The sequence below is a fragment of the Pseudomonas sp. BIGb0164 genome (assembly GCF_024810135.1).
Classification (GTDB): Bacteria; Pseudomonadota; Gammaproteobacteria; order Pseudomonadales; family Pseudomonadaceae; genus Aquipseudomonas.
This window is the reverse complement of sequence record NZ_JANUEA010000007.1, coordinates 160,262-184,014: the sequence shown is the minus strand read 5'-3', so window position 1 is coordinate 184,014 and position 23,753 is coordinate 160,262. Positions and strand designations below refer to the sequence as shown.

The window sequence follows — 23,753 nt, the reverse complement described above, 5'->3', positions numbered from 1 at the left end:
ATGCCTTCTCTCTGGGCCGCTGTCGCTTTAGACTCCGTACATTTGCCGAGCCACTTCATGCACGCACCTGATCTGTTCGAGCGCACCTTCCCAGGCCGGCGCAGCGACCTCAAACGCAGCATCCTGCGCGAGGCCCTGGCCTGCTTTAACGAAGTGGGCATTGAAGCGACGACCATCGACACTATCCGCGCCCGCTGCGAGACCAGCGTGGGCGCGATCTACCATCATTTCGGCAACAAGGAAGGCATCGTCGCCGCGCTGTTTTTTGCCGCGCTGGAAGACCAAGCGGCTTTGCGCGCTCACCATCTAGAGCAGGCGCAAACCGCCCAGGCCGGTGTGGAAGCGCTGGTGCGCAGTTATGTGGAATGGGTCGACGCGCAACCTGAATGGGCGCGCTTTGTGTTCCAGAGCCGGTTCGCCGTGGCCAACGGCCCGCACAAGGACGAACTGCTCACCCGCAACAAACAGCGCAACCGGCAGTTGACCGAGTGGATGAGCGAGGCTGAGCGCCGCGAAGCCTTCAGCCATATTCCGCCTGAGCTGTTGCTGTCGCTGATCGTCGGTGCGGCGGAGAGTTACGCCCGGGCGTGGTTGTCCGGGCGGGTCAAGAACAGCCCGATTGACCATGCGCCGTTGCTGGCGCAGGCGGCATGGGCGTCCATCAGTCAAACGCGTCCTTGATGAAGGCTTCCAGCGTGGCTTCTTCGAGGATCTCCATGGAGAAGTGCCCGAAGCGCTTGGGCAGCCAGATGATGCGACCACCGGAAGGCGACTGCAGGTTCTCGCGGGCCAGGGGCACACCGTTTTCATTTTCGGGCTGCACACCGGCGGCGACCAGTTCGTCGTAGGCGACTTCGACGTCCGGCGTGGTGTAGCAGTGGCGGTAAATCATCCCTTCGCCGTGGGCGTCCAAGAGTTCGCGCAAGTTGCCCGCAATTGGTTGGACCAGCATGAAGCGCTCCTGGCCCAGCAGCACCACGGCATAACGCACATGCAGGCCGCCACGCTCCCAGACGAAGGTCTTGGAGATACGTGCTTTGAGGATGTGCGCGTAGTAGGCGCAGGCGTCTTCGAGGTGTTCGACGAGTATGTCGACGTGGCTGAATTTCAGGTCCATGGCGGGCTCCTTGTAGATCGATGCCTATCCTAACCATGGCGCGTATCGCCTAGAAATTTATTTGCCGGCACTCTCGGCTGCTGGCGTAGTCTCTTGCCAAGACCCCACTGGCCCTTCGGAGCACGTCATGATCATTGTTCACCATCTCAACAACTCGCGCTCGCAGCGCATCCTGTGGCTGCTCGAAGAACTCGGCCTGCCGTATGAGATCAAGCGCTACCAGCGCGACCCGAAAACCAACCTCGCCCCCCCGGAACTCAAGGCCATCAATGCCCTGGGTAAATCCCCGGTGATCGAAGACGGCGACCTGAAGCTGATCGAGTCCGCCGCGATCATCGACTACCTGATCCGCCGCCACGGCCAGGGCCGCCTGCAGCCGGACCCAACCACCGCCGCGTACGACCAGTACGTGCAATGGCTGCACTTCGCCGAAGGCTCGGCCATGTTGCCGCTGATGCTCAACCTCTACGTCGGCCGCCTGGGCGAAGCGGGCGCGCCGCTGCACCCGCGTATCGAGTCGGAAGTGGCCAATTACCTGGGCTATTTGAACGAAGCGCTCGGGAAAACGCCGTACCTGCTGGGGGATGAGTTGAGTGGGGCGGATATCCAGATGAGTTTCATCGGCGAAGTCGCCAAGGCCCAGGGCAAGTTGCCGACGTACCCGAACCTGGCGGCGTGGGTACAACGCTTCCAGGCGCGGCCGGCGTATCGCAAGGCGGTGGAGCAGGGCGGTGAGTACGCGTTTGCTCGGTGACGCTGGGCGGGATTGCTTACAACTGTTAACGGATTGGACGACGCAATCGCTATAGGCTTTGGGCTGTCTGCCCTGGAGCCCATTGCCATGAACCTGCGAGCCATCGCCGCGCCGTTGTTTGCATTTGCCCTATTGCTGCCGTCACTGGCCGACGCCGCGACGTCCATCACCCGTGTCGCCATCTATCGGGGGCCGGCGGGTTGTGACGACTGTTCCGAGAACGTGGCGAAGGCCCTGCAACGGGTCAATCCCGACGTCCACATCGATTTTGTGGGGGCGGATGAGCCTGTCGACATCACGCCTGAAACCCTGGCGCGCTACGACCTCTATGTACAGCCGGGCGGCGGCCAGGACATCCCCGGCGCCTTGCGCAGCCTGGGTGAGGCGCGCAGCGAGGCCATCCGTGATTACGTCGCCAACGGCGGCCGCTACCTGGGGTTGTGCATGGGGGCCTACCTGGCGGATGACACCAACCTCGGCCTGATCCCCCAGGATCTTGACGGCGAAGCCGGCCGCCCCGGTTTCGAAGTGCCCGGCATCGCCGACGCCGCCGTGCAGGTCACGTGGGGCGGCAAGGCGGACCAGGTGTTTTTCCAGGATGGCCCTTATATGCCCAAGGCTGGGCACTATACGACCCTGGCGACCTACCGCAACGGCGACGTCGCGGCGGCGCGGTATACCTTTGAAAAGGGCGTGGTGGTGCTCAGCGGCCCGCACCCCGAGGCCAGCCGGGAATGGTTCGAAAACGCCGAGATCCCGCTGAACAAAATGCCCAAGAACGACCTCTTCAGCACCCTGATCCACAGCTTCTAATGTAGTGAGCGGGCTTGCCCCGCGCGGCGGTGTGTCAGGTTTATCGGTGGGTCAGGTATACCGCGGCGCGGGGCAAGCCCGCTCACTACAGGCGATGGCGGTAGGTGCATCGGTCAATGACCCACCGCCATCGCCGGCAAGGTTGCGCGGTTCCGGGTGGGTTAGGGGGCGTTGAAGCGGGCCAGGGAGAACGAGGACAAATCCAGCTCGCTCTTGCCGTGCATGCACCATTGGGCAAACGCTTCGCCCAACGCCGCCGAATGCTTGAACCCATGCCCCGAACACGGCGACGCCACCAGGGTGTGCTGCAACGTCGGGTGTTGGTCGATGATGAAGTGATGATCCGGCGTCACCGTGTAGGCGCACACGGCCGACTTGACCACCTTGCCCGTCAGCCCGGCAATACGGCCCTGCACTTGGCGCTCATACATCTCCCGTTCCTGCGCCGGGGATACCGTGCGGTCCAGCGTTTCCGGCGTGGAGTGGGTGTGATACTGCGCCGTGGCAACCTTCAGGCTGCCTTCGCCGGGCAGCGCGGGGAAGCCGTAGTGGTTCTGACTGTCGCCCCGGCCGTGGGTGAGGATGTAGGTGGGCGATTTCCCCACCAGGTCGGCACCCGGTTCCAGCTCGAACCAGAACAGCTGCTGCCGGTACACCTTGAGCAACTGATCAAACGGCGCGCCCAACAACCCGCCCGCCCAGTTGCCGGCACTCACCACCAGCTTGTCCGCCTGCAACGTGCGCCTGTCGGTGGTCACCGTCACACCGTGCTCATCCGAACGGATGTGGGTCACAGTCTCGCCTTTGTACAGCGTGGCGCCGTGCTGCTCGGCCAGCTTGAGCTGCACGTCGATGCAGCGCTCCGGCCGCACAAACCCGCCACCGGGCTCGTAGTAGCCGATGGCGTCGTCGGCCACCGTGACAAATTGCGGGAAGCGCTGGCGAATCTGCGTGGCATCCAGCACCTCGTGTTCGATGCCGTAGGTTTGCGCCAAAGCGATGGTGCGCAGGGTGAAGTCTGTGGCATCACTGGGGTCGAAATCCTCGCTGGACGTAAGCACCAACAACCCCGACTGCTCGAACAACGCCTCCCCCGACACCGCCTCCAGCTCGCGCCAGATACGGTGCGAGTTACGCACGATAGGCACGTACGGCGCGCCTTCGCCCACCGACAACCGCGTGATCCGCGTGTCGCCATGGCTGGAACCCAGCGTGTGCGGCGGGTGATGACGGTCGATGCCGGCGACCTTCACGCCGGCCTTGGCCAATTGGTACACCGTGGCGGCACCCATGGCGCCCAAACCGATGACCAGCGATTCATAACGTTCCACTGTCGATACTCGCTAGAGGGGAGGGCGCTTAGTTGAGTGCAACCACGGCTAAAACACAATGGCCGCGATCAACCGGCGCTGGCGCGAAACGGTCGGAACGCCTTCCACAGTTCCTCGGCAAACACCTGCGGCTGTTCGAAGGCTGCAAAGTGCCCGCCCTTGTCCACGGCATTCCAATAGAACAGGTTGGCCCACGCCGCCTCTGCCCAGGCGCGTGGCGGCTTGAAGGTTTCGGCGGGGAACAGGCTCGCGCCCATCGGCACCTGGATGCGCTCCACACCGCCCCTGGCCGACGAGAAAAAGTCCGCGCCACGAATGGTCGCGCCCACGCCTTCCCAGTACAGGCGAGCACTTGAGGTGCCGGTGCCGGTAAACCAGTACAGCGAGATGTCATCGAGCATCTGGTCACGGCTGAGGGCGTCTTCGGGGCGGCCGTTGTTGTCGGTCCATTCCCAGAATTTTTCATACATCCACGTGGCCAGGGCCACCGGCGAATCGTTCAGGGCATAGCCGATGGTTTGCGGGCGCGTGTTCATCTGGTTGGCGTAGCCGGCCTTGTCGCTGACGTAACGCTCGATGTCTTCCAGGGCCTGGCGTTCTTCCTCGGTGGGGTGGGCGGGCAAGTGCGCCGGCACCACCATCGGCAAATTCACGTGCGCTGCCTTCAAGCCTTCGGGGGCCTGGCCGGCCAGCGCCGTGGTGATGGCCGCACCCCAGTCGCCGCCTTGGGCCACCCAGTGTCTGTAGCCCAACCGCTCGCGCATCAGCACCGCCCAGGCCCGGGCGATACGCGCCGGGTTCCAGCCCTGCTCGGTGGGTTTGTCGGAAAAGCCGTAGCCGGGAATCGCCGGCACCACTACATCAAACGCGTCTTCAGCCGTGCCGCCGAAGGCGACCGGATCGGTGAGGCGCTCGATCACCTCCAGAAACTCCAGCACCGAGCCCGGCCAGCCGTGGGTCAGCAGGATCGGCGTGGCATTTGGGTGCGGCGAGCGGGCGTGGATGAAGTAGATACCCACGCCGTCGATCCGCGTGCGGAACTGGGGGAAGCTGTTCAAGCGCGCTTCAAACCGGCGCCAGTCATAACCGTTGAGCCAGTAGTCCACCAGCGACTTCGCCGCCTCCAGCGGCACACCTTGGGACCAGTCCTCCACCAATTCCTGATCGGGCCAACGCACCAGGCGCAAGCGCAGCTGTAAATCTTCGAGGGCGGCCTGGGGCACGTGCACTTCAAACGGCGTGACGTCCTCGGTGGCAGGCGGCAAGACCAGGGGGCGATGGGCGGAAAAATCGTATGTTGCGGGCATTTCTGTCTCCAAGGGAATTGTTTGTAACGACCGCTACAAAATAGCCCGAGCAGAAATCCCGCGTCAATGATATTGTATCGGCCGATACAGAATCGGCAGGTGCCCCATGGCAAGAAAAATAGCGTTTGATTACGACCAGGCGGTCGAGAAGGCCAAGGTGTTGTTCTGGCAGCGTGGCTACGTGGCCACCGGCCTGCGCGACTTGCTCAAGGTGATGGACATCGGCGAAAGCTCCTTCTACAACTCGCTCAAGAGCAAGAAGCAGCTGTACCTGGCCTGCGTGCAACGCTACGAAGACGACGTGGTGGCGCGGCGCCTGGAAGCCCTGGTGGCGGCGCCCACGGCGGCCGAGGGCATCCGCGCATTTTTCAGCGTGATCCTCGATGACCTGGAAGGCGCACAGATGCCATCGCCCCTGTGCATGGTGGCGGCGATGGTGACGGACGTGGTGTTGTCAGACCCGGAGCTGCGCGAGCGCGCCGAGCAAGGGTTGGAAGCGGTGCGCGGCATCATGGCCGAGCGCCTGGGCGAGGATCAGGCCCAGGGCCTGTTGCCGGCCTCGTTGGACCCGCAAGTGACCGCCACGGTGATCCTCACCTACCTGCAAGGCCTGTGGCGCATGGCCTTGGTGAAGTTCGAGCGACCTGGCTTCGAGCGCCAGGTCGACACAGTGTTGCAGGGGCTGGGGCTTTAGTCAGCGCACCACATCAAAGGCTGTGTATTCATTCACAATACGCGCCTTGCTCGACACCGACTCCAGCGTCAGGGCGACACCCAGGTCTTCGATGAACGCACGGGTGGACTTGTAGTCGCCCTGCTCGCAGGTGAGCCGGATCGCATCGCCCGTCAACGACGTAAACACTTGGCTTGCCGGGAAGCGCTCGCCCACCTGGCAGGTCAAGGTCGTGTCGGTCGGTTTGTCGGTGGGCTTGACGGGCACATAGGCCATTTTCATGTAAGCGCTCAGCGTTTGGCCGGGGGCCCAACTGCTCGGCACCTTCAATTCAGCCGACTGGGTTTGCATGACCTGGTCAGCGCCCAAGCCGTTCATTTTTGATTTCAACTGGACCAGATCGGCCAGCATCAGGCGGTCCACATTGAACGCCTCGCCGTAGGCTTCGTTCTTGCGCAGCAAGCCGCCCTCGGCGTTGAAGGTGACCCTGACCGGGTTGTCCTTGCCACTGCCGTCCTTCGACACGTAGCTGTAGCTCAAGGTCTTGAACCTGGGTTGCAACAGCGGCACGTCCAGTTGCTGGCGCACGTTGGCGGGCACCGGCACGTCGCCGATGGAGGTTTCGACGACGGTGCGCGGGTAGTTCACCGGCGCGATGTCCGGGCGCAACTCGGCCAGGATCCCGGCGTTGACGCCACCCTGTACCGAACAGCTCACCCGTGTTTGCGTACCTTGCGTGTTCTCTGGCTCTACGATCAGCACACGCTCCACATGGCGCAACCCCGGCGCCTTGCCCGGCATGGGTTTGATCGACTGCCAGCCGTTGCCCACCTTCAGCTCGCTGCGGCTGTATTGCCCCTCGGTTTTAATCAGCGCGCCGCGTTGTTCCATCAACGGCGCGAGGCGTTGGGCGACCTCGTCGAGACCGCCGTCCACCACGAAGCCCCAGTAATAGTAGAGGCCCAGTGGGCCGAGATCGGCGACTTCATCGTTGTACGACAGCAGCTTCAACCCTGCGATGGCCGGCGCACTCACCGGCACGGCATTGGCTTGGCGGTTGGTGCGATCCCGCACCGCGATCCAGCTGAAATTCTTGTCCTGCTTGAGCGGCGCATAGGCCTGCCAGGCATCGCGGTGGGTGTTCAGGTTGCTGAAGAAACGCTCGTCGCAGTGGGTGAAGGCCTTGAGCGTATCGGTGAGCGCGGCATCGTCGGCGTGGGACACGGCTGGCACCAGCAAGGCAGCAGCGAGCAGGGCGGCGGAAAACGGCAACTTCATGGGGCGGAACTTCCTTTTCGACGAGCAGGGAGCAGGGCGGGCATTATCCAGCAGTTGGGCGCCGGGCTCTAGTTGGCTGAGCGGGTGAGGCGCAAACGCCAATTGCCGCCGTGCTGGGTTTGGCAGGCTTCTTCGCTGTCCAGCTCAATGCAGCGCTGCAACGGCACGGGCGGGAGCTGGGCGGCTTGCAGGGCGGTGGCGGTCAGCTCGCGGATGCGCGCGTCCAGCCCGGTCGCCACGGCGTGGTCCTTGTTGGCGCGGGTGTCGAAGACCCAGGTGATGCGCAGGCTGCCGGGGAAGTCGGCGTGGTTGACGGTGTGGGTCAGCCATTCAAACCCGGGGATTTCGGTTTTGGCGGTGTCGCAGGCGTCGGTGAGCGCTGTGACCAGCTCGCGTTCGAGGCCCGTGATGTCGCGTTTTGAGAGGGCCATGGGACGCTCGGGAAAGGGGCAGGCGCAGCAGGTTAACAGAGTCTCCTGGGTTGGGGCTGTTGGGGTTTGGTGGGGCGGTGATGGCGGTGGGGCAGGTGACATATGTGTTGGATGTGCCGCCGCTTTCGCGGCCTCGCTGGGGCTCGACGGCTCCCACAGGGGGTTATGGCACGGGCGCGAAATTTGTGAAGGGGCAGCCATCCTCTGACGTTGCGCGGCAGAAGTCGTCCGCGTTCCAGTTTGGCCCTACGGCAGTCGGCCGTTGCGGGAAGCGCTGCGACATCCTCAAAAATGCAAATTGCTCCGGCCCTTCGTAGTCACAGGCCACGAAGTAGTACTCCCGCTCGCCTGGGCCCGCCTGGCCCGTGCGGATGGCGGCCGACTCGAACTTCATCCCCTTGAGGTAGTGCTCCTGTGCATACGGGTTTTCGCCTTTCCATCCACTGCCAGGTGATATCGAGGTGTAGCTATAGCCCTGTTCCTCTTTGGTCTGCTGGATGCTGGCGATGGCCGGGCAGAACGTGGCCGTCTGGGTCGTCGCGTGGGGGGCACAGGCCACAAGGCTGGCCAGCGCAGTTGGACACAGTAGCGCCATGGCGGCTGTGCGAAGGGACATCAGGGTAGGCATGGTGAGCTCCTCGGTTGACCGACCTTCACTCTAAAGGGCAGCCACCGAGGTGGGTACTGTGATTTCTGACAGTTTTACAGGCCCATTCGGAATAAGGCTGCTGTGCCGATGTTCTGGAAGCGTCGACACCCAACGGGCAGCGCGAGGGTGAAGCCCAAGTGCTGGGCTTACGCCTCGGGTTGCAACATCCCCAGCAAGGCAGTGAAGGACTGCGCGACATCAAACATGCCTTCCGCCACCTCCAGTTCATGAAAGTAGAACACCACCGTGGGGGAGGCGGGCGTTTTGGAATAATCGAAGCACAGGTAATCACCGCCGCCGCCCACCACGATCGGCAAGTAGTGTTCAGGCAGTTGATGATGTTCTCGCAGCGTCACCAGCGCGGTGATGATGTTCTCCGCGCTCTCGAAGGGGTCCAGGGTTAACAGCATGCCGAAGCCGATGTTCCAGGGCGTGCCATCCACCTCGATGGTCAAGGTCCGGTCTTTTGGTTGCCCGCCGTGATAGCGCTTTACGCAGTCAACGTAGTCGTTGGGCAGGGTGAAGCGGATGACTTTTTGAATACCGTCAACCAGATCATCGGATAACGGTTGATGGGTCGGTGAATAGGTATTCCATTGCATTGAAGGGCTACTCCGGCGGTGCTTTAGAAATTATCGGCCCAATTGCACAACGTGCTCTCGCTCAATGGCATGCGGCTGCTTTTGATCTCACCAACCCAGCGTTGACCGAGTACATCCGCTGACCTGCACCCACTGTAGGAGCCGGCTTGCCGGCGCCTACAGTGGATCTTCGTCGTTACGCAGACCCCTGTGGGAGGTGTCGAGCTTTAGCGAGGCGGCGAAGGCGGTGGGTCAGGCGACAACACTGTTGACTGTGCCGCCGCCTTCGCGGCCTCGCTGGGGCTCGACGGCTCCCACAGGGGGCGCAGTGGGGTAGTAGACGTCGTAGTAAAACGCCCATTCCCCCGCCAGGCGTTGCTGGATCTCGTGGATATCCATGGCGTGTGAGCCTTGCTTAGAAATTATCGGCCCAATTGCACAACTTGCTCTCACCCAATGGCACCAGGGAGCCTTTGATCTCACCGACCAACATGCGCTTGAGCGTCACCCCGCATTTATAGCGGTTGGCGGCGTCCAGCTCGTAGTCCATCCCCGCTTCCGGCACGAAGCTGAACATGTTGTAGCAACGGTCGCCGATGTAATGAAACGCGATGGGCTGCCCAGCGGGCACCAACAGTTCGGTCATCACCGTGTTACTTGAATAGCGCGCGACGGGCGCCATGCCCAGGGTTTCGCCATTGCGGTCGGCGTAGCCGTCGCGGTTGGCCACCATCACACCCGCGCCGGGCAGGCGGAAGTTGATGCAGTCGGACTTGGGCACGCCCCGCACCATGCCATCGCTCATGACCCGCAGGCGCGCGGTCTCGCCGCTGGTGGGGGAGGTGTAGGGGGTGGAGAACGAGCGCACATCGGTGATAGCGCCGCAGGCGGTGAGGGTGGCCAGCAGCGTGAGGCCGGCGAAGGTTTTTAACGGGCGTAGCGATGTGAACATAGGGGGTCGATTCCATTCGTAGCGGGCAAAAAACGGGGTTACGAAAGCGAAGGGCGCACGCGTTGCCACTCGTTCCAGCAGTCTTCCGGGACGATATCCGGATAACCGCGCTCGGTTTCCATTGCCAGCGCGGCGCTGAACGGCAGCGCAATACAGGTGGCTGCGTCTCGGACCGCACACACCTCGGTTTCGTTCAGTGGCGCGCCCTTTGCCGCCTCGGCTGCCGTGAGGATGGCCACCAGGGCAGGCACGAAAACCAGGCATAACGGATCGGTAGACATCGACTTCTTCCCTGAGTGATTGGCACAAAACCGCCAGTGTAAACACCTCTGTCTGCGCACACACGCGTTCTGCCGCGATCACCACCGAACGTCTGCCCATAGCGCGTGGTCACAGCTTTGCTGATAACCTGCTAATAGCTCAATGCCATTCCCTTGGTAGCCCCATGAAAACCCTACGCACCGCCTTCCCGGCCGCCTTTCCCAGCGCCGCCTCCCGCGACTCGGAAACCGCCCTGTCGGACATCGAATTCCTGCACCGCATCAGCCTCGACCTGATCGGCGAGCAAGACCTCGAAGCCCTCTACGGCAAGATCGTCGACGCCGCCGTGTCCATCACCGGCTCGCAGTTCGGCACCATGCAGCTGCTGTGCCCCGAGGGGCACCCGTCCGGCCATGGCGGCCAGTTGCAGCTCCTGTGTTCGCGCGGCCTGCCACCGGAAGCGGTCGGGTTCTGGCAATGGGTGAGCCCCATGGCCTACAGCAGTTGCACCATGGCCCTGCAGTTGGGCCAGCGCGCCATCATCCCCGACTTCGAAGAATGGCCTGACATCGCCGGCACCGACGACCTGCAAGCCTTCCGCAACACCGGCATCCGCTCGGCCCAGACCACCCCGTTGCTGTCCCGTGATGGCCGCCTGCTCGGCATGATCTCCACCCACTGGAGCACACCGCACCAGCCTTCGGAACGCGACCTGCGCCTGCTCGACATCCTCGCCCGCCAAGCCGCCGACCTGCTCGAACGCACCATCGCCGACGAAGCCCTGCGCGACGCCCAGGCCGAACTGCGCGCCCTCAACGAAACCCTGGAACAGCGCGTGGCCGAACGCACCGCGATGCTCATGCAGGCCGAAGAGAAACTGCGCCAGTCGCAAAAGATGGAAGCCGTCGGCCAACTCACCGGTGGCCTGGCCCACGACTTCAACAACCTGCTCGCCGGCATCTCCGGCGCGCTGGAGCTGATGAACCGCCGCATCGCCCAGGGCCGCCTGGCCGATGTGGACAAATACATGGTCGCCGCCCAAGGCTCGGCCAAACGCGCCGCCGTGCTCACCCAACGCCTGCTGGCCTTCTCGCGCCGGCAAACACTGGAACCGCGCGCCACCAACGTCAACACCCTGATGTACGGCATGGCCGAACTCATCCAACGCACCGCCGGCCCCGGCATCCAGATCGAAACCACCGGCGCCGCCGACGCCTGGACCGCCTTCGTCGACGTCAGCCAACTGGAAAACGCCCTGCTCAACCTGTGCATCAACGCCCGCGACGCCATGCCCGAAGGCGGCCGCATATTGCTTGAAACAGGCAACCACTGGCTCGACGCCAACGCCGCCCGCGCCCTCGACCTTAGCGAAGGCCCGTACCTGCGCCTGAGCGTCACCGACACCGGCACCGGCATGTCCCCAGACGTGATGGCCCACGTGTTCGAACCGTTCTTCACCACCAAACCCATCGGCCAAGGCACCGGCCTGGGCCTGTCGATGATCTACGGCTTCGCCCAACAATCCGGCGGCCAAGTGCACCTGCACTCCACCGAAGGCGAAGGCACCTGCGTGTCCCTCTACCTCCCACGCCACCACGGCGCCGCCCCGGGCGACGACCTGCAACCCGGCCAAACCGCCCTCGAAGTCGCAAGGCACGGCGAAACCGTACTGCTGGTCGACGACGAATCCACCGTGCGCATGCTGCTCGCCGACGTGTTGGGCGAACTGGGCTACACCGTGATCGAAGCCGCCGACAGCGCGGCGGGGCTGAAACTGTTGAGGTCGGATGTGCATATTGATCTGCTGGTGACGGATGTGGGGTTGCCGGGTGGGATGAATGGGCGGCAGATGGCGGAAGCGGGGATGGAACTGAGGCCGGGGTTGAAGACGTTGTTTATTACGGGGTACGCGGAGAATGCGGTGATGGGGTATGGGCAGTTGGGAGCGGGGATGGGGGTGTTGACGAAGCCGTTTGCGGTGGAGGTGTTGGGGGGGAGGGTTAGGGAGTTGTTGGGGAGGTAGGGACGCAATTCTGCAACTGGGCTACATCGCTCGTTAACCAGACTGGATCACGATGTACTGGCTGAGTCGGGCGGCGTGCTTCAGTGTTAGGTGATTGAAATTGTTATTTTCATCGGTGCGGTTTTCTATGATACAAACGATGGCGCTATGATGGCCCATATAATTGTCCATGGACGGAGGTATCAGAATGCCCGAACGCCTGAGCTTGACTCAAAATGCCCAGTTCTACCGAGAGGATGTCCCTTTAACGGATGTAAAGCTTCGCGAGATTCTAGACGCGGCATCAGACAATAAAACAGTTGGGTCTGCTTTTATTGTTGATATTTTTAATGAGACTCGTGAGTTGGATGACGGCACGGCATATATTTTTAGTCTTCGCGTATTTAACACCCATAGGCCCGTCCATTTTTGGGAAGAGCCTCTATCTGATCTAATTCATGCGCTTATTTTAATCGTTAAAATAGATGGGTATTTGGCCGTTCTGAAAAAATCTTGTGCGAGCGTCACGGAGATTCTGAATAAATACCTTACCCCGATAAAAAGTACGGAGTTGACGTCGTCGTTCAGTGATGAAGATGCGGAATTTCAAAAAATCGCCATGCGTAATATGACCGTCTCTGACCGTGCTATGCGCACAAAGGCTTATGAGGCTGCAGATTTAAGAGGGTTGCTTTCTTTGCATGCTGCCGGCCGATCAATACCATATTTTTTTAAGTTGAAATTACATGGAAGAATAAAAACTATCTCTTCGCAGAGTGGTCGGGTTGTTGAGTCATCTGAACGGAAGTCACTTGATGATGTTGTGAGTTGGGTTTGCTCGCAAATTGAACAAATTAAAAATCCATCCATGAGTAAAGAGTTTTTAGGGTCGTTTGCGCAGTTTGTTGATTTGAATGTTGTTTGGAGTACTGCTCAGCCCACTGCAGTGTTGGTAGAGTCATCTTATATAGTTGATAACCTTGTTGAGAAAAGAGTCCCTCTTATCTATACAACAAAGAAAGGCAAAAATCTTGAACTGAAAGGGTCGCGATTAAGTACTTTGATTGCGCAGCTTGAAACGGTATATGAAATTGGTGCCGCTCCTGGCCTTCTGTTGCGAGGGACTAGCAGGCCGGCGAGTTTGAGTAAAAACAAAAGCTCTCTGTCTTTGAGTTCTTCCGTGCTGCGTCGGATAAAATTAGATGAGAACGGGAAAGAGCTGACGCTGCAAAGTTACATAAATAAAAATAACCTTACGACGATTAGCTTTTCTGATCCTCAGTATATGTATTTTATGGGGCAATGCTTCAAGGATGGAAGTGGCGTAAATGAAATTCCAGCCCTTCTGAAAGCTTTGGTGGTTGTGGATGAGTTGGTGCTTGCTACCTCGGAGAAAGGAGAATTCAAACCTGCAAGGAAAAGATTTGATTCTGACTCGGTTTTTGGGATTGTAGAAGCACATTATAAGAAAAGTGATTACATTTTTTGTGACGATCTGGGCGATGAATGGGCCGATCACATAATTTTTAATAGAAAAGATTTTTCTGTAAGCTTTGTGCATTCGAAGCATGGCGATGTGAGTAAGTCTGCTAGTAATTTGCATGATGTTGTTGGGCAGGCAATAAAAAATATCGGAAACATGGATATAGATTTGCGTGCTTTTAATAAGAAGTATGATGATAAAATGTCGGAGACTTATCGGGGTGGTGCGATGTCACGCATCAGAAGGCAGTTGCGTGGGGATTTTAAACTTTACCTTTCGGAAATGCGACAGGACTATAGGTTCAATAAGCGTTGTGTGATTTGTTGTTCGTTTCTCTCTAAGGAAGTGGTTGCACGTGAATTTGATAAGATTCGACGGGGCGTTAGGGTGCCAGGCAATATAACTCAGATGTTTTGGATACTTTCATCTTTTGTTCACGCTACAAAAGAAGCAGGTGTTTCACCTATTATTTACTGTAGGCCGTAATTTGCATTGAGGCTGATAGATAATGAACAAGGTAATACGCGATTGAAATGGAGGAGGTAGTCTACTTACGCTGAGGGTGCGCGATTTTTTTCAAAAAAGCAGGGGCGGATTTATTTTCCTAAAATTAAAGCCGCCCCTTCTTCTTCGCTCTGAAGCTTTATGGTCGATCGGGCTTGCGTTTGGGGTGGCTAACAATCAGCCAGTGCAAGGAACTTCACGATCTAGAAGCTTCTCTGTGAGCAGCACGCCTAATTCACTCAGTTGGTAAATTGCCAGCGCAGTATCGCGGTGTTTGCCATTCAGTCCCTCGGACAGATCGAGCAGTAAGGCGCTGACTGATGTGAAGGTTTCATAGCTGTTGGTGACGAGGATTTCAGTGCTGGCGTCGGGAGCGACGGTGAAGAGGGGAGTTGGGCCTGGTGTGGCTTTCAACATGCTCGTAATTCCTGATTTTGGCCGCCACCTCATCGCTACTAAACGAAAGGGTGGCAGCTGTACGCAGGTTAGTAGACCGGGGAATTACGCAAAGCCGGCGCGCCCTAAGGCGCCCTACGCACAGCCACCATCAAGCACCGACAGGAATGTCAGATTGATGAAGCTCGTGCACTCGACGTAATTGAACCATCAGGCTACTAAACCCGATCACCAAAAAATTCAGCGACCGCGCAACCTTAGATTCCACCACCCCAGCACACAAGCCAGCGGATTCTGGGCTACGCGTAGGCCATCGGGCAACCCGCTCTCCACCTTTGGGAAATGTCCTAGGACGATTCCCTTATACCGTCACCACCACTTTGCCCACTTGCTGGTTCGCCTCCAAATACCGGTGCGCGTCCTGCACCTCATCCAACCCAAACGTCTTCGCAATCACCGGTGCCAACGCGCCCGACGCCAGCCCATCCAAAATAAACGCCTTGGCCCGCGCCAACACCAAAGGGTCAGCGACGATTTCGGCGTACAGGTACCCCTTGAGCGTCAAACATTTCCCCAACACCGTAAACAACGGAAACGGCGTCGGCTCCGAGCTGAGTGCGCCGTACTCGAGCAAGATCCCGCCCTGGGCCATGCTTTGGGTGAGGGCTTCGAAGCCTGGCCCGCCGATGGGGTCGAACACCACGCGGGCGCCTTTGCCGTTGGTGAGTTGCATCACGTGTTCTACCAGGTCTTCTTCATCGCTGACGATGACGTGGTGGGCGCCGGCGTCGAGCAGGGCTTTTTGTTTGGCGCGGGTGCGGGTGACGGCGATGGCGGTGGCGCCGACGCTGCGGGCGATCTGGAAGGCGGCGAGGCCGACGCTGCTGGAGGCGGCGGTCACCAGGACGACGTCGCCGGTGGTGAGTTTGGCTTGTTCCACCAGGGCGCCCCAGGCGGTGACGTATTGCATCCACGAGGCGGCGGCCTGGACGAAACTGAGGGTGTGCGGGTGTTTGACGGTGAGGTGGGCGGGCACGTTGGCCACTTCGCCGTAGGTGCCCCAGCGAGCGATGTCGAGCGGCGGGATGAGGCTGACGGCGTCGCCGACTTTAAGGTCGGTGACGTGAGCGCCGACGGCGGCGACCACCCCGGCCGCTTCGTAGCCCAGGCGGCTGGGGAATTCGGCTTCTTGCAGGTAGGCGTGGTTGCGGAACATCACTTCGGCGCGGTTGAGGCCGAAGGCTTTGACGTCGATTTGCACTTCATCGGCAGCGGGGGCGGGGACGTCGATGTCTTCGAGTTTCAGGACGCTGGCGTCGCCGTAGGCGTGGAGTCGGACAATGCGTGCCATGGGTGATGACCTCGGTGTTGATCAATGAGGCATTCACTGTAGGTGTGGGACAGCTGTGGGGCAATGCGCGGAAAGGGGGCAGGCCAGCGTCAGAATGGTCCGCCCCCTTTTTTCGTTACGGCAACACCTTGGCGATGGCGTCAAACGCGACCATGTCGTCGATCACCTCGCCGCCAGTCGGCTGGGTCTGGGCCTGCCACACCACGATCACCACGTTTTTGGTCGGGTTGATGTAGACGTACTGGCCAAAGGTGCCGGCGGCGGTGAAGGCTTTGTCGGCCTTGGACGCGTCGGTCCAGCCGGGCCACCACATGGAGGCGAACTCGCCGTAGGCAGCGTCTGAACCGGTGACCGCGCTGGCGAAGCTCAACCAGCCTTCCGGCAACACTTGCTTGCCACCGGCCTTGCCGCCGCTGAGTACGAATTGGCCGAAGCGGCCGTAGTCTTCAAGCGTGGCGCTGATGCCGCTGCCGCCGACTTCGTTGCCGTTGGCGCCGTCGAGCCACCATTTGGCGTCGGTCTGCATGCCGAATGGGCCCCAGATTTTTTCGCTGAGGTATTGGGTGAGCGGCTTGCCCACGGCGGCGCTGACCAGTTGGCCCAGCACTTGGGTTTCGCCGGTGCTGTAGTTGGTGCGCGTACCGGGTGGCGCGGCGGTGCTGAGGGTGGCCATGAACTTGAGCAGGGAGCCGGGCACTTGTTCGCTGCGCAGCTGGATCAGGTGGCGTTCGTCGGAGGACGGGTCGGTGTATTGCTCGTTCCACTTGACCCCGGAGCGCATCGCCAGGATCTGCCGCACGGTCACCTGGTCGTAGGCGCTGCCGGCCAGGGCGGGCAGGTAGTGGGTGACTTTGTCGTCCAGGCTTTTGATGGCGCCGTCCTGCAGGGCCGCGCCGACCAGGGTGGAGGTGACGGATTTGGCCACCGACATCGACATCCAGCGGGTCTCGGCGGTGTTGCCGTGGGCGTAGCGCTCGTCGACGATCTTGCCGTCCTTGAGCACCAACAGGCCGGTGACGCGGTTGGTGGTCACGTAGTCGTCGAGGCTGTAGTGCTTGCCTTTGAACTCGAACGCCACGGGGGCCAGGGGTTTGGCGCTGCGCGGCAGCGGGAACGGGTGGCCGCCCGCCTTGATGGTGCGCACCGGGAACAGGCGGTCGGTGTTGCGGAAGGTGGTGATCGCCAATTCCGGGCTGAGCCGGCCGTCGTAGATGGCTTGCACGTCGCCAATCGGCTCTTGTGCGTGGGGGTAGGGTTTGGCGGTGTCGGCGTGGGTGGCGCTGGCGGCCAGCGACAGCGCGAGAGTGGATGCGCACATCAGTACCCGCAGCGGGCGGCGCTCAAAGCGCGAGGACGGGCGAGGGAGCACGGGCATAAGAACCTCTTTGTTGTTTTTGGTCGGTCTTAATGGGCTGCGACGCCTCAGGGCTGAGGCGTCGCGAGCCAGCATGCTCGGAAGGGCGGGAAATTGGCGCGCGGGATCGGGCCGGTTTATGCGTGGGATTGGGCCATGGCGTTAGGGCGCTGGTAGGTGGGCTCGCCAATCAGGATGTCTTCAAAGAACGCGCCGATCGGCAGGGTGGGGTGGCACAGCTGTATCTCCAGCACCCAGACCATGTCGCTGGGCACGATCTCGACGTCGGCGAGTTTGTCCTGACTGAACAGGGCGTGGGGGAAGTCGGCGATGCGGTGCCCGGCCAGGTTACGTTCCAGGCGCCAGCCTTTGGCGCGGGCGCTGTCTTCGGCGAAGTCATACAGCTGGCGCCCGGTGAGCCCTTGGTGCCAGGCGTCGCGGGTTTCGTCGAAGACTTGGTGCAGGGCCTTGACGCAGGCTTCATGCAACGGGTGCCCGCCGAACACGAAGGTGTCGCCGTAGTCGCCTTCATAGCCGTCCCACACCGGGCCGAGGTCGACCACGGCGATGTCGGTGGCGCGCAGTTGGCGCTGCGGGTCGATGCCTTGGCGGGGTGTGCGCACGGTGTCGTCGCCAAAACGGATGTAGGTGGGGTGCCAGGTGTGGGACGCGCCCATGGCCTGCAAGGTGTGGCTGGCCATGTCGAGGGCTTGGGCGGTGGTCATGCCCACCTTCAATTGCTCGGCGATGGCGGCCAGGGCCCGTACGGTTTGTTCGCGGGCGGCGAGCATGCCGTCCAGCGAGTAGCGCGGGCCGACTTTTTCCAGCACCGGGTCCAGGGCGTTGAGTGACGCGGTGGGCGCCAAGGCGCCGCTGGGCACGAAGGCTTCGGCGACAAAGCGATGGGCCTGGGCGCCGGCGGCCAGGCAGGTTTCGCGCACCTGGCTGATCATGCCGCTGTTGCCGCAGGCGTAGATCTGGCTGTCGGGCCAGTCGTGGGGCTGCGTGAGGGCGACCTGCTGCACGCGGGCGTCGACGGACAGCACCCGATGCCAGCGAAAACGTGGGTGCGCCTGGCTGGCCTGGTCGAGAAACGCCGCGTCGTAGAAATCCGCCGACGCTGCGTTGCCCCAGTACAGGGTCACCTCGGCCCCGCGCTCCAGGGCAGTCAGCAACAACGGCTTGATGCCGGCATACCCGGTGCCGGTGGCGAACAGCACCACCGGGCGCTCCCCCTTGTGTTGCCAGGTGCAGGCGCCCACCGGGCCTTCGAGGTTCACGCTAGCGCCCGCGTGCAGGTTTGGCAGGATGCCTTCAGAAAACCGGCCGCCGCGCACCTGGCGGATATGGAACACCAGCTGGCCCTCGTCCTGGGCAGGCAGGTTGGCGACGGAGAAACAGCGGCTGTCGCCATCGTCCAGGCGGAACCGCAGGTACTGGCCGGGGCGTACGTCCAGGGGCTGGGCGGTGCGCAGCACCAGTTCGATGATATCGGCGCTCAATGGGCGATTACTGACGACGTGTGCGGTAGTTTCCAGCGTCGGCGTGTCCAGTGACCAGCCGGGGATTTCCAGGCGCATGTCGCTGCAGGCGTGGCTCTGGCACAGCAACATCTCATCCGCCGCGAGGGGGTAGGAGGGCGTGGGGGCGTCGGGTGCGAGCTGTTTGGCGCGGTACTCGCCGGCCACCACCTTGACCTTGCACGAACCGCAGGCGCCGCGACGGCAGGAAAAGGGCACGGCGAGGCCGCTGGCGAGCATGGCGTCGAGCAGCAAATGGTCGGCAGCTTCGAAGGATTTGCCCGAGGGCAACAGTTCAACAACATGGCGGTTGTGCATAAACACCTCGGGGCAATTGAGGCTCGATTGTTGCGGTAGACTAGGACCAGAAGAACCTCCAGTTTTGGATAATTCACATGGTCCAGCTTCGCAAATGGCGCCCGTTGCTCAAACTCGATGGCGCGCAGCCCCAGGCGTCGTACCGCAAGATCATCGAGGGCCTGGTGAGTGCGATCACCGAAGGCCGCCTGCGCCCCGGCACCTTGCTGCCCGGCACGCGGGAGATGGCGCAGCTGCTCAACGTCAACCGCAAGACGGTGATCCTCGCCTACGAAGAGGCGGTGACCAAAGGCTGGCTGGTGAGCATCCAGCGGCGCGGCACCTTTGTGAGCACGCAACTGGCCACCGGCGTGGTGGCGGCGCCCAGCGCGCCCCAGCCTTTTGCCCTGGCGCTGCGCGACACGCCGGCGGCTGATTATTTCTCCCCGGGCGAACAGGCCGTCGCGCTGCAACACCGGCCGGGTGCGCTGTTTTTCGATAACGGCGCCAGTGACCATCGGCTGTTGCCGCAAGCGGTGCTGCACCGTTATTACCGTAATGCGCTGCGCCACAGTTTCACCACCAACACCGTGCGTCACGGCAGCGAGGGCAGCAGTGCCTACCTGCGTCGGGCGCTGGCGGAAATGCTGCGGCATAACCGTGGCCTCACGGTGGGCGCTGAGCAGATTTGCCTGACCCAGGGCGTGCAGATGTCGCTGTACCTCACGGCCAGCGTGTTGCTCAAGCCCGGTGATGTGGTGCTGGTGGAGCGCCTGAGCTACCCACCGGCCTGGGAGATTTTCCGCCAGTTGGGTGCGCAGTTGGTCACCGTGGACCTGGACGACGAAGGCTGCCGGGTTGATCAACTCGATGCGCTGTGCCGCCAGCACGATGTGCGAATGATGTACCTCACGCCCCACCACCAATTCCCCACCACCGTCAGCCTGCGCGCCGGGCGCCGCCAGCACTTGCTGGAACTGGCGCGCCTGCATGACTTCTGCATCGTCGAGGAAGACTATGACCACGAGTATCACTTTGCCGGGCGGCCTTATCTGCCGCTGGCCAGCGACAGCGCGCAGCGGCATGTGATCTACATTGGTTCGCTGTCCAAGTCCCTCGGCAGCACGTTCCGCTGCAGCTATATCGTGGCGCCGTCGAATGTGATCCAGGTGCTGGAGCGCACGGCGGCGGTGAGCCTGGGGCAGGGGGATGCGGTGATGCAGCGGATGCTGGGGGACTTGATCAACGATGGCGAGTTGAAGAAGCACCTGCGCCGGGTTTCCAAAGAGTACCGTCAGCGCCGTGAGGTGTTGTTGACGGGCCTGCGGGAAGCGTTTGGCGAGCTGATCAGCGTGCAGGAGCCGGAAGGCGGGCTGGCGCTGTGGGTGAAGTTTGCCGACGCCATCGATGTCGACCGGCTGTGTGAAAAGGCGCTGGCGCTGGATTTGGTGGTGCGCAGCGGTCGGCTGTTTTCGCCGTTTGGCGAGCGGGAGAATGCCCTGCGGCTGGGGTTTGCTTCGCTCGATCAGGCGGAAATCCGCACCGCGATCCAGCGGCTGGCGTTGGCGGCGAAGGCGATTGCCGGCTGAACTGGCCCCCCTTGGTGCGCAAACAGGACTACCATGCCACCCCGGCAGTGGTTACACGCGCTACCGATTTTTCTCTTTGAAGGTATCGCCATGTCCATCGACCAGATCAGCCTGCCCAAAGGCGTAGGCCCCCACGCCACCAAGCTCCTCGACGCCATCACCGGCGCCGCCACCCACGAAGCACTCAACCGCGCAGGCGGCAAGGCGGAAGGGTTTGTGTTGGGGCTGGAGTCCACCAAGGCCATCAAAAGCCAAATCGCCGAAGCGCTTTACGTGGCCTACGACGACGCCGCGAGCCACCGCGCCACCGAACTAAAAAGCTGACACCACCGCCCCCTGTGGCGAGGGAGCTTGCTCCCGCTGGGTCGCGAAGCGGCCCCTGGGCTATCGAATTTTACCCCTGCATTACGCGGCGTCAGGTTTTGGGGCCGCTGCGCAGCCCAGCGGGAGCAAGCTCCCTCGCCACGAGGGAGTGGAGCTGTCACGAAACTCATCATGGGAAAGTGTAAGGTTGCATGCTCCAGCGCATCTGCTTTCAAAGGACTGAACATGACACTGACCGTCGACACTCTGCTCGAACTGGCCATGGCCAACCCCATCAACGCCGAAATCACCGCACGCCTGCCAGCCCTCGGTGTCGAGCAGTGCATGCTCACGGCGGGCTGCCTGTTCCAGGCGGTGTGGAATCATCAGTCGAATTTGCCGGCCGATCATGGGGTGAAGGACTACGACGTTTTTTACTTCGACACCGACCTGTCCTACGAGGCGGAAGATAAAGTCATCCGCGCCGCCGAGCGCTTGTTCCAGGACTTGGGCGTCAACGTCGAGGTCAAAAACCAGGCGCGGGTTCATCTTTGGTATGGCCAGCGCTTTGGCCGGCCTTACCCGCAATTGCACACGGCCAAGCAGGGCGTGGACCGTTACCTGGTGGCGGGCACCTGCATCGGCCTGGAGATTGAAACGGGCGAGTTGTATGCGCCGTATGGCTTGGAGGATGTGGCGCAGGGCGTGCTGCGCATCAACTCGTTGCACCCGGAGCCTGAGTTGTTTGCGCACAAGGCCCTCAGTTATCAGGCGCGCTGGCCCTGGTTGAAGATCGTGATGCCGGAACATTCCTGAAACCTGCGGTGAACTTTTACCCATTCTTCAGGCGTCCTATTCTGAAACACACCCTCTACAGCTGATCCCAGCTAAGGACAGGCCATGATCTTCCTGATTTTCCTTATCGCCTGCGGCGCCGCCGCCAGTACGGGCCTGATCTTCAAACCGGGCCAATGGTACGAGTCCCTCGTCAAACCCAGCTTTACCCCGCCCAATTGGCTTTTCCCCGTGGCCTGGACAGTCATCTATCTGCTGCTGGCCTGGGCCGGTTACCGCCTCACGATGATCCCCGGCAGCCAACTGGCCTTGGGCTTATGGGCGGCGCAGATTGCGTTGAACACACTGTGGACGCCGGTGTTTTTCGGCGCCCATCACATCGTCGCGGGCATGGTGGTGATTGTGCTGCTGTGGCTAGTGGTGGCGGCGTTGGTGGTGATGGCGTTGCGGCTGGACTTGATCACCGGCTTGATCCTGTTCCCGTACCTGGCGTGGTTGAGTGTGGCGGTGGCGTTGAATTTCTCGATCCTGCGCAGTAACCGCTGATGGCTCATACCCCTTGGCCGGCCAGCGAGCCCGAGTTGGCGCAGATGCGCGCGTTCAACAAGAAGCTGGCCTGGATGCCACGCTTTAAAATCCGCAACCGTGTGACGCCGCGTGTGATCCAGGCGTTGTTGCGCGTCAGTCAAAAAGTCAGGACACAACACCCTGCGCAAACCCGGCTGATAGGCGTGGGCAGCCAGCAGGTGCCGGTGCGCATCTTGCTGCCGAGCGGCCAGCCCAAGGGCGTGGTGCTGGATATCCACGGTGGCGGCTGGGTGATTGGCAATGCGCAGATGGATGACGATTTGAACCTGGGCATGGTCAACGCCTGCGACGTGGCGGTGGTGTCGGTGGATTATCGGCTGGCGGTCGACACGCCGGTGGAAGGCTCGATGGAGGATTGCCTCACGGCCGCACGGTGGTTGCTGACGACCGATGAGTTTGCCGGCTTGCCGGCGATTGTCGTCGGCGAGTCGGCCGGTGGGCATTTGGCTGCGGCGACGTTGCTGGCGCTGAAACAATGGCCGGCGCTGCTGCAACGGGTGAGCGGGGCGGTGTTGTATTACGGCGTGTACGACCTGACCGGCACCCCCAGCGTGCGCGCGGCGGGGCCGGACACCTTGCTGCTGGACGGACCGGGCATGGTCACGGCCCTGGCGCTGCTGACGCCGGGGTTGAGTGATGAGGCGCGCCGGCAGCCGCCGTTGTCACCGTTGTACGGGGAGTTGAGCGGCCTGCCCCCTGCGTTGATGTTTGTCGGGGCGCTAGACCCGCTGAAGGATGACACGCTGTTGATCGCCGAGCGCTGGCCGGGGGCGCAGGCACATGTGTTGCCGGAGGCGGCGCACGGGTTTATCCATTTTCCGGTCGCGATGGCGGGGAGTGTGCTTGCTTATAGCCGCAGGTGGATCAGTGCCCGGTTGGAGGGGACGGCGGGATGATCATCCAGCCCGTCACGCTGGAATGTATTCCTGAGGTGCTGACCTTTGTGCTCAACGCCCGTGCCGAGCTGTTTCCAAAGCTCAGCGCGAGTGGCGTGCCGGATGACCTGGCACGATTTGAGGCGACCTATATTCAGGGCGACGGGCGATTTCTGGTGGTGCGCCATGACGACCACTTCGTCGCGGCCATCGGTTATCTGCCGTATGACCATCGCTTCCCACAGCTGGATTACCGTGCCCGCAAGACAGTGGAAGTGGTGCGCTTGTTTGTGTTGCCCGCCTTTCGCCGGTTTGGGCTGGCGGGGATGTTGTATCGCGAATTGGGAGCGCTGGCGCGGGCAGACGGGGTGGAGGTGATGTACCTGCATACCCACCCGTTTCTACCGGGCGCCATTGATTTCTGGGTTCGCCAAGGATTCACCATTATCGACGTCGACCCCGACCCCGTCTGGCAGACCACCCACCTGCATCGCCCCCTGTAACAACCGTCAACACCCCGCCCCCTGTAAGCGCTGGCTTGAACTGGCG

At 61.6% G+C, this 23,753-nt stretch carries 26 protein-coding genes; 12 read left to right on the top strand and 14 right to left on the bottom strand.

All coding sequences use genetic code 11. The features are described 5' to 3' along the window. Positions 1 to 57: 57 nt before the first annotated feature. On the top strand, positions 58 to 681 hold the full coding sequence (locus tag M2394_RS19615) for a TetR/AcrR family transcriptional regulator (RefSeq protein WP_259173766.1): 624 nt from the start codon (positions 58 to 60) through the stop codon (positions 679 to 681). On the opposite strand, the gene M2394_RS19610 is transcribed toward M2394_RS19615, so the two are convergent. Then, positions 662 to 1,117 carry a VOC family protein gene (locus M2394_RS19610; protein ID WP_259173764.1) on the bottom strand — a complete coding sequence of 152 codons (456 nt, stop codon included), beginning with the start codon at positions 1,115 to 1,117 and terminating at the stop codon, positions 662 to 664. The genes M2394_RS19615 and M2394_RS19610 overlap by 20 nt on opposite strands. 127 nt (positions 1,118 to 1,244) lie before the next feature. Here M2394_RS19610 and M2394_RS19605 point away from each other — a divergent pair, with 127 nt between their 5' ends. Further along, a complete protein-coding gene (locus M2394_RS19605; protein ID WP_178925655.1) occupies positions 1,245 to 1,871 on the top strand; it encodes a glutathione S-transferase family protein in 627 nt (208 codons plus the stop codon). Positions 1,872 to 1,958: 87 nt separating this feature from the next. Continuing rightward, positions 1,959 to 2,684, top strand: a complete 726-nt coding sequence (locus M2394_RS19600) for a BPL-N domain-containing protein (protein WP_259173758.1) — start codon at positions 1,959 to 1,961, stop codon at positions 2,682 to 2,684. A 161-nt stretch (positions 2,685 to 2,845) separates the two neighbouring features. On the opposite strand, the gene solA is transcribed toward M2394_RS19600, so the two are convergent. Beyond that, positions 2,846 to 4,015, bottom strand: coding sequence for an N-methyl-L-tryptophan oxidase (solA, locus tag M2394_RS19595; protein WP_259173755.1), 1,170 nt, complete (start codon positions 4,013 to 4,015; stop codon positions 2,846 to 2,848). Between the two features lie 68 nt (positions 4,016 to 4,083). Beyond that, the gene (locus M2394_RS19590) at positions 4,084 to 5,322 is read right to left on the bottom strand and encodes an epoxide hydrolase family protein (RefSeq protein ID WP_259173753.1); all 1,239 of its coding nucleotides are present in this window, start codon (positions 5,320 to 5,322) and stop codon (positions 4,084 to 4,086) included. A 106-nt stretch (positions 5,323 to 5,428) separates the two neighbouring features. Here M2394_RS19590 and M2394_RS19585 point away from each other — a divergent pair, with 106 nt between their 5' ends. Continuing rightward, positions 5,429 to 6,016: a TetR/AcrR family transcriptional regulator gene (locus tag M2394_RS19585; RefSeq protein WP_259173752.1), complete on the top strand. Its 588-nt coding sequence runs from the start codon at positions 5,429 to 5,431 to the stop codon at positions 6,014 to 6,016. On the opposite strand, the gene M2394_RS19580 is transcribed toward M2394_RS19585, so the two are convergent. The 7 genes from M2394_RS19580 to M2394_RS19550 form a co-directional block, all read right to left on the bottom strand. Further along, positions 6,017 to 7,273 carry a hypothetical protein gene (locus M2394_RS19580; protein ID WP_259173750.1) on the bottom strand — a complete coding sequence of 419 codons (1,257 nt, stop codon included), beginning with the start codon at positions 7,271 to 7,273 and terminating at the stop codon, positions 6,017 to 6,019. Between the two features lie 68 nt (positions 7,274 to 7,341). Beyond that, positions 7,342 to 7,704 carry a hypothetical protein gene (locus tag M2394_RS19575; RefSeq protein ID WP_259173749.1) on the bottom strand — a complete coding sequence of 121 codons (363 nt, stop codon included), beginning with the start codon at positions 7,702 to 7,704 and terminating at the stop codon, positions 7,342 to 7,344. 163 nt (positions 7,705 to 7,867) lie between these two features. Further along, positions 7,868 to 8,332: a hypothetical protein gene (locus M2394_RS19570; RefSeq protein WP_259173748.1), complete on the bottom strand. Its 465-nt coding sequence runs from the start codon at positions 8,330 to 8,332 to the stop codon at positions 7,868 to 7,870. A gap of 167 nt (positions 8,333 to 8,499) precedes the next feature. Continuing rightward, a complete protein-coding gene (locus M2394_RS19565) occupies positions 8,500 to 8,955 on the bottom strand; it encodes an SMI1/KNR4 family protein (protein WP_259173745.1) in 456 nt (151 codons plus the stop codon). Positions 8,956 to 9,186: 231 nt separating this feature from the next. Further along, positions 9,187 to 9,333: a hypothetical protein gene (locus M2394_RS19560; RefSeq protein ID WP_259173744.1), complete on the bottom strand. Its 147-nt coding sequence runs from the start codon at positions 9,331 to 9,333 to the stop codon at positions 9,187 to 9,189. 16 nt (positions 9,334 to 9,349) lie between these two features. Then, positions 9,350 to 9,886 (bottom strand): hypothetical protein, encoded by a 537-nt coding sequence (locus tag M2394_RS19555; RefSeq protein WP_259173742.1) that lies wholly within the window; start codon positions 9,884 to 9,886, stop codon positions 9,350 to 9,352. Between the two features lie 38 nt (positions 9,887 to 9,924). Next, complete coding sequence (locus M2394_RS19550; protein WP_178925661.1) at positions 9,925 to 10,167, bottom strand: hypothetical protein; 243 nt, start codon at positions 10,165 to 10,167, stop codon at positions 9,925 to 9,927. A gap of 164 nt (positions 10,168 to 10,331) precedes the next feature. Here M2394_RS19550 and M2394_RS19545 point away from each other — a divergent pair, with 164 nt between their 5' ends. Both M2394_RS19545 and M2394_RS19540 read left to right on the top strand, forming a co-directional pair. Next, positions 10,332 to 12,170 carry an ATP-binding protein gene (locus M2394_RS19545; protein ID WP_259173741.1) on the top strand — a complete coding sequence of 613 codons (1,839 nt, stop codon included), beginning with the start codon at positions 10,332 to 10,334 and terminating at the stop codon, positions 12,168 to 12,170. A 187-nt stretch (positions 12,171 to 12,357) separates the two neighbouring features. Next, positions 12,358 to 14,118: a hypothetical protein gene (locus M2394_RS19540; RefSeq protein ID WP_259173737.1), complete on the top strand. Its 1,761-nt coding sequence runs from the start codon at positions 12,358 to 12,360 to the stop codon at positions 14,116 to 14,118. A gap of 195 nt (positions 14,119 to 14,313) precedes the next feature. Here the strand turns inward: M2394_RS19540 and M2394_RS19535 are convergent, their stop codons facing one another. From M2394_RS19535 to M2394_RS19520, 4 genes are all read right to left on the bottom strand, one after another. Next, positions 14,314 to 14,553, bottom strand: coding sequence for a DUF6124 family protein (locus M2394_RS19535; RefSeq protein WP_259173736.1), 240 nt, complete (start codon positions 14,551 to 14,553; stop codon positions 14,314 to 14,316). 340 nt (positions 14,554 to 14,893) lie between these two features. Then, positions 14,894 to 15,883, bottom strand: a complete 990-nt coding sequence (locus M2394_RS19530) for a zinc-dependent alcohol dehydrogenase family protein (protein ID WP_259173732.1) — start codon at positions 15,881 to 15,883, stop codon at positions 14,894 to 14,896. Between the two features lie 115 nt (positions 15,884 to 15,998). Beyond that, entirely contained in the window at positions 15,999 to 17,258 is a 1,260-nt protein-coding gene (locus M2394_RS19525; RefSeq protein WP_259173730.1) for a serine hydrolase, read from the bottom strand. 116 nt (positions 17,259 to 17,374) lie between these two features. Beyond that, positions 17,375 to 19,075: a M24 family metallopeptidase gene (locus M2394_RS19520; RefSeq protein ID WP_259173729.1), complete on the bottom strand. Its 1,701-nt coding sequence runs from the start codon at positions 19,073 to 19,075 to the stop codon at positions 17,375 to 17,377. A 77-nt stretch (positions 19,076 to 19,152) separates the two neighbouring features. On the opposite strand from M2394_RS19520, the gene M2394_RS19515 reads away from it, so the two are divergent. The 6 genes from M2394_RS19515 (at position 19,153) to M2394_RS19490 (ending at position 23,707) form a co-directional block, all read left to right on the top strand. After that, positions 19,153 to 20,643, top strand: coding sequence for a PLP-dependent aminotransferase family protein (locus M2394_RS19515; protein WP_259173726.1), 1,491 nt, complete (start codon positions 19,153 to 19,155; stop codon positions 20,641 to 20,643). A gap of 90 nt (positions 20,644 to 20,733) precedes the next feature. Continuing rightward, a complete protein-coding gene (locus tag M2394_RS19510; protein WP_178924486.1) occupies positions 20,734 to 20,967 on the top strand; it encodes a hypothetical protein in 234 nt (77 codons plus the stop codon). A gap of 225 nt (positions 20,968 to 21,192) precedes the next feature. Further along, the gene (locus tag M2394_RS19505; RefSeq protein WP_259173717.1) at positions 21,193 to 21,762 is read left to right on the top strand and encodes a nucleotidyltransferase family protein; all 570 of its coding nucleotides are present in this window, start codon (positions 21,193 to 21,195) and stop codon (positions 21,760 to 21,762) included. 84 nt (positions 21,763 to 21,846) lie between these two features. Beyond that, entirely contained in the window at positions 21,847 to 22,287 is a 441-nt protein-coding gene (locus M2394_RS19500) for a tryptophan-rich sensory protein TspO (protein ID WP_176998696.1), read from the top strand. Beyond that, entirely contained in the window at positions 22,287 to 23,225 is a 939-nt protein-coding gene (locus M2394_RS19495) for an alpha/beta hydrolase (RefSeq protein ID WP_259173714.1), read from the top strand. The genes M2394_RS19500 and M2394_RS19495 overlap by 1 nt, the downstream gene beginning before the upstream one ends. Continuing rightward, the gene (locus M2394_RS19490; protein WP_259173712.1) at positions 23,222 to 23,707 is read left to right on the top strand and encodes a GNAT family N-acetyltransferase; all 486 of its coding nucleotides are present in this window, start codon (positions 23,222 to 23,224) and stop codon (positions 23,705 to 23,707) included. The genes M2394_RS19495 and M2394_RS19490 overlap by 4 nt, the downstream gene beginning before the upstream one ends. Positions 23,708 to 23,753 lie beyond the last annotated feature (46 nt).

What these genes read in the sequence shown, in the direction of transcription:
- M2394_RS19500 (WP_176998696.1), top strand. Translation starts at nt 21,847, where the DNA reads ATGATCTTCCTGATTTTCCTTATCGCCTGCGGCGCCGCCGCCAGTACG.
- M2394_RS19535 (WP_259173736.1), bottom strand. Translation starts at nt 14,553, where the DNA reads ATGTTGAAAGCCACACCAGGCCCAACTCCCCTCTTCACCGTCGCTCCC.
- M2394_RS19530 (WP_259173732.1), bottom strand. Translation starts at nt 15,883, where the DNA reads ATGGCACGCATTGTCCGACTCCACGCCTACGGCGACGCCAGCGTCCTG.
- M2394_RS19585 (WP_259173752.1), top strand. Translation starts at nt 5,429, where the DNA reads ATGGCAAGAAAAATAGCGTTTGATTACGACCAGGCGGTCGAGAAGGCC.
- M2394_RS19520 (WP_259173729.1), bottom strand. Translation starts at nt 19,075, where the DNA reads ATGCACAACCGCCATGTTGTTGAACTGTTGCCCTCGGGCAAATCCTTC.
- M2394_RS19560 (WP_259173744.1), bottom strand. Translation starts at nt 9,333, where the DNA reads ATGGATATCCACGAGATCCAGCAACGCCTGGCGGGGGAATGGGCGTTT.
- M2394_RS19610 (WP_259173764.1), bottom strand. Translation starts at nt 1,117, where the DNA reads ATGGACCTGAAATTCAGCCACGTCGACATACTCGTCGAACACCTCGAA.
- M2394_RS19615 (WP_259173766.1), top strand. Translation starts at nt 58, where the DNA reads ATGCACGCACCTGATCTGTTCGAGCGCACCTTCCCAGGCCGGCGCAGC.
- M2394_RS19590 (WP_259173753.1), bottom strand. Translation starts at nt 5,322, where the DNA reads ATGCCCGCAACATACGATTTTTCCGCCCATCGCCCCCTGGTCTTGCCG.
- M2394_RS19505 (WP_259173717.1), top strand. Translation starts at nt 21,193, where the DNA reads ATGACACTGACCGTCGACACTCTGCTCGAACTGGCCATGGCCAACCCC.
- M2394_RS19525 (WP_259173730.1), bottom strand. Translation starts at nt 17,258, where the DNA reads ATGCCCGTGCTCCCTCGCCCGTCCTCGCGCTTTGAGCGCCGCCCGCTG.
- M2394_RS19570 (WP_259173748.1), bottom strand. Translation starts at nt 8,332, where the DNA reads ATGCCTACCCTGATGTCCCTTCGCACAGCCGCCATGGCGCTACTGTGT.
- M2394_RS19510 (WP_178924486.1), top strand. Translation starts at nt 20,734, where the DNA reads ATGTCCATCGACCAGATCAGCCTGCCCAAAGGCGTAGGCCCCCACGCC.
- M2394_RS19550 (WP_178925661.1), bottom strand. Translation starts at nt 10,167, where the DNA reads ATGTCTACCGATCCGTTATGCCTGGTTTTCGTGCCTGCCCTGGTGGCC.
- M2394_RS19515 (WP_259173726.1), top strand. Translation starts at nt 19,153, where the DNA reads ATGGTCCAGCTTCGCAAATGGCGCCCGTTGCTCAAACTCGATGGCGCG.
- M2394_RS19580 (WP_259173750.1), bottom strand. Translation starts at nt 7,273, where the DNA reads ATGAAGTTGCCGTTTTCCGCCGCCCTGCTCGCTGCTGCCTTGCTGGTG.
- M2394_RS19565 (WP_259173745.1), bottom strand. Translation starts at nt 8,955, where the DNA reads ATGCAATGGAATACCTATTCACCGACCCATCAACCGTTATCCGATGAT.
- M2394_RS19540 (WP_259173737.1), top strand. Translation starts at nt 12,358, where the DNA reads ATGCCCGAACGCCTGAGCTTGACTCAAAATGCCCAGTTCTACCGAGAG.
- M2394_RS19545 (WP_259173741.1), top strand. Translation starts at nt 10,332, where the DNA reads ATGAAAACCCTACGCACCGCCTTCCCGGCCGCCTTTCCCAGCGCCGCC.
- M2394_RS19600 (WP_259173758.1), top strand. Translation starts at nt 1,959, where the DNA reads ATGAACCTGCGAGCCATCGCCGCGCCGTTGTTTGCATTTGCCCTATTG.
- M2394_RS19495 (WP_259173714.1), top strand. Translation starts at nt 22,287, where the DNA reads ATGGCTCATACCCCTTGGCCGGCCAGCGAGCCCGAGTTGGCGCAGATG.
- M2394_RS19575 (WP_259173749.1), bottom strand. Translation starts at nt 7,704, where the DNA reads ATGGCCCTCTCAAAACGCGACATCACGGGCCTCGAACGCGAGCTGGTC.
- M2394_RS19605 (WP_178925655.1), top strand. Translation starts at nt 1,245, where the DNA reads ATGATCATTGTTCACCATCTCAACAACTCGCGCTCGCAGCGCATCCTG.
- M2394_RS19490 (WP_259173712.1), top strand. Translation starts at nt 23,222, where the DNA reads ATGATCATCCAGCCCGTCACGCTGGAATGTATTCCTGAGGTGCTGACC.
- M2394_RS19555 (WP_259173742.1), bottom strand. Translation starts at nt 9,886, where the DNA reads ATGTTCACATCGCTACGCCCGTTAAAAACCTTCGCCGGCCTCACGCTG.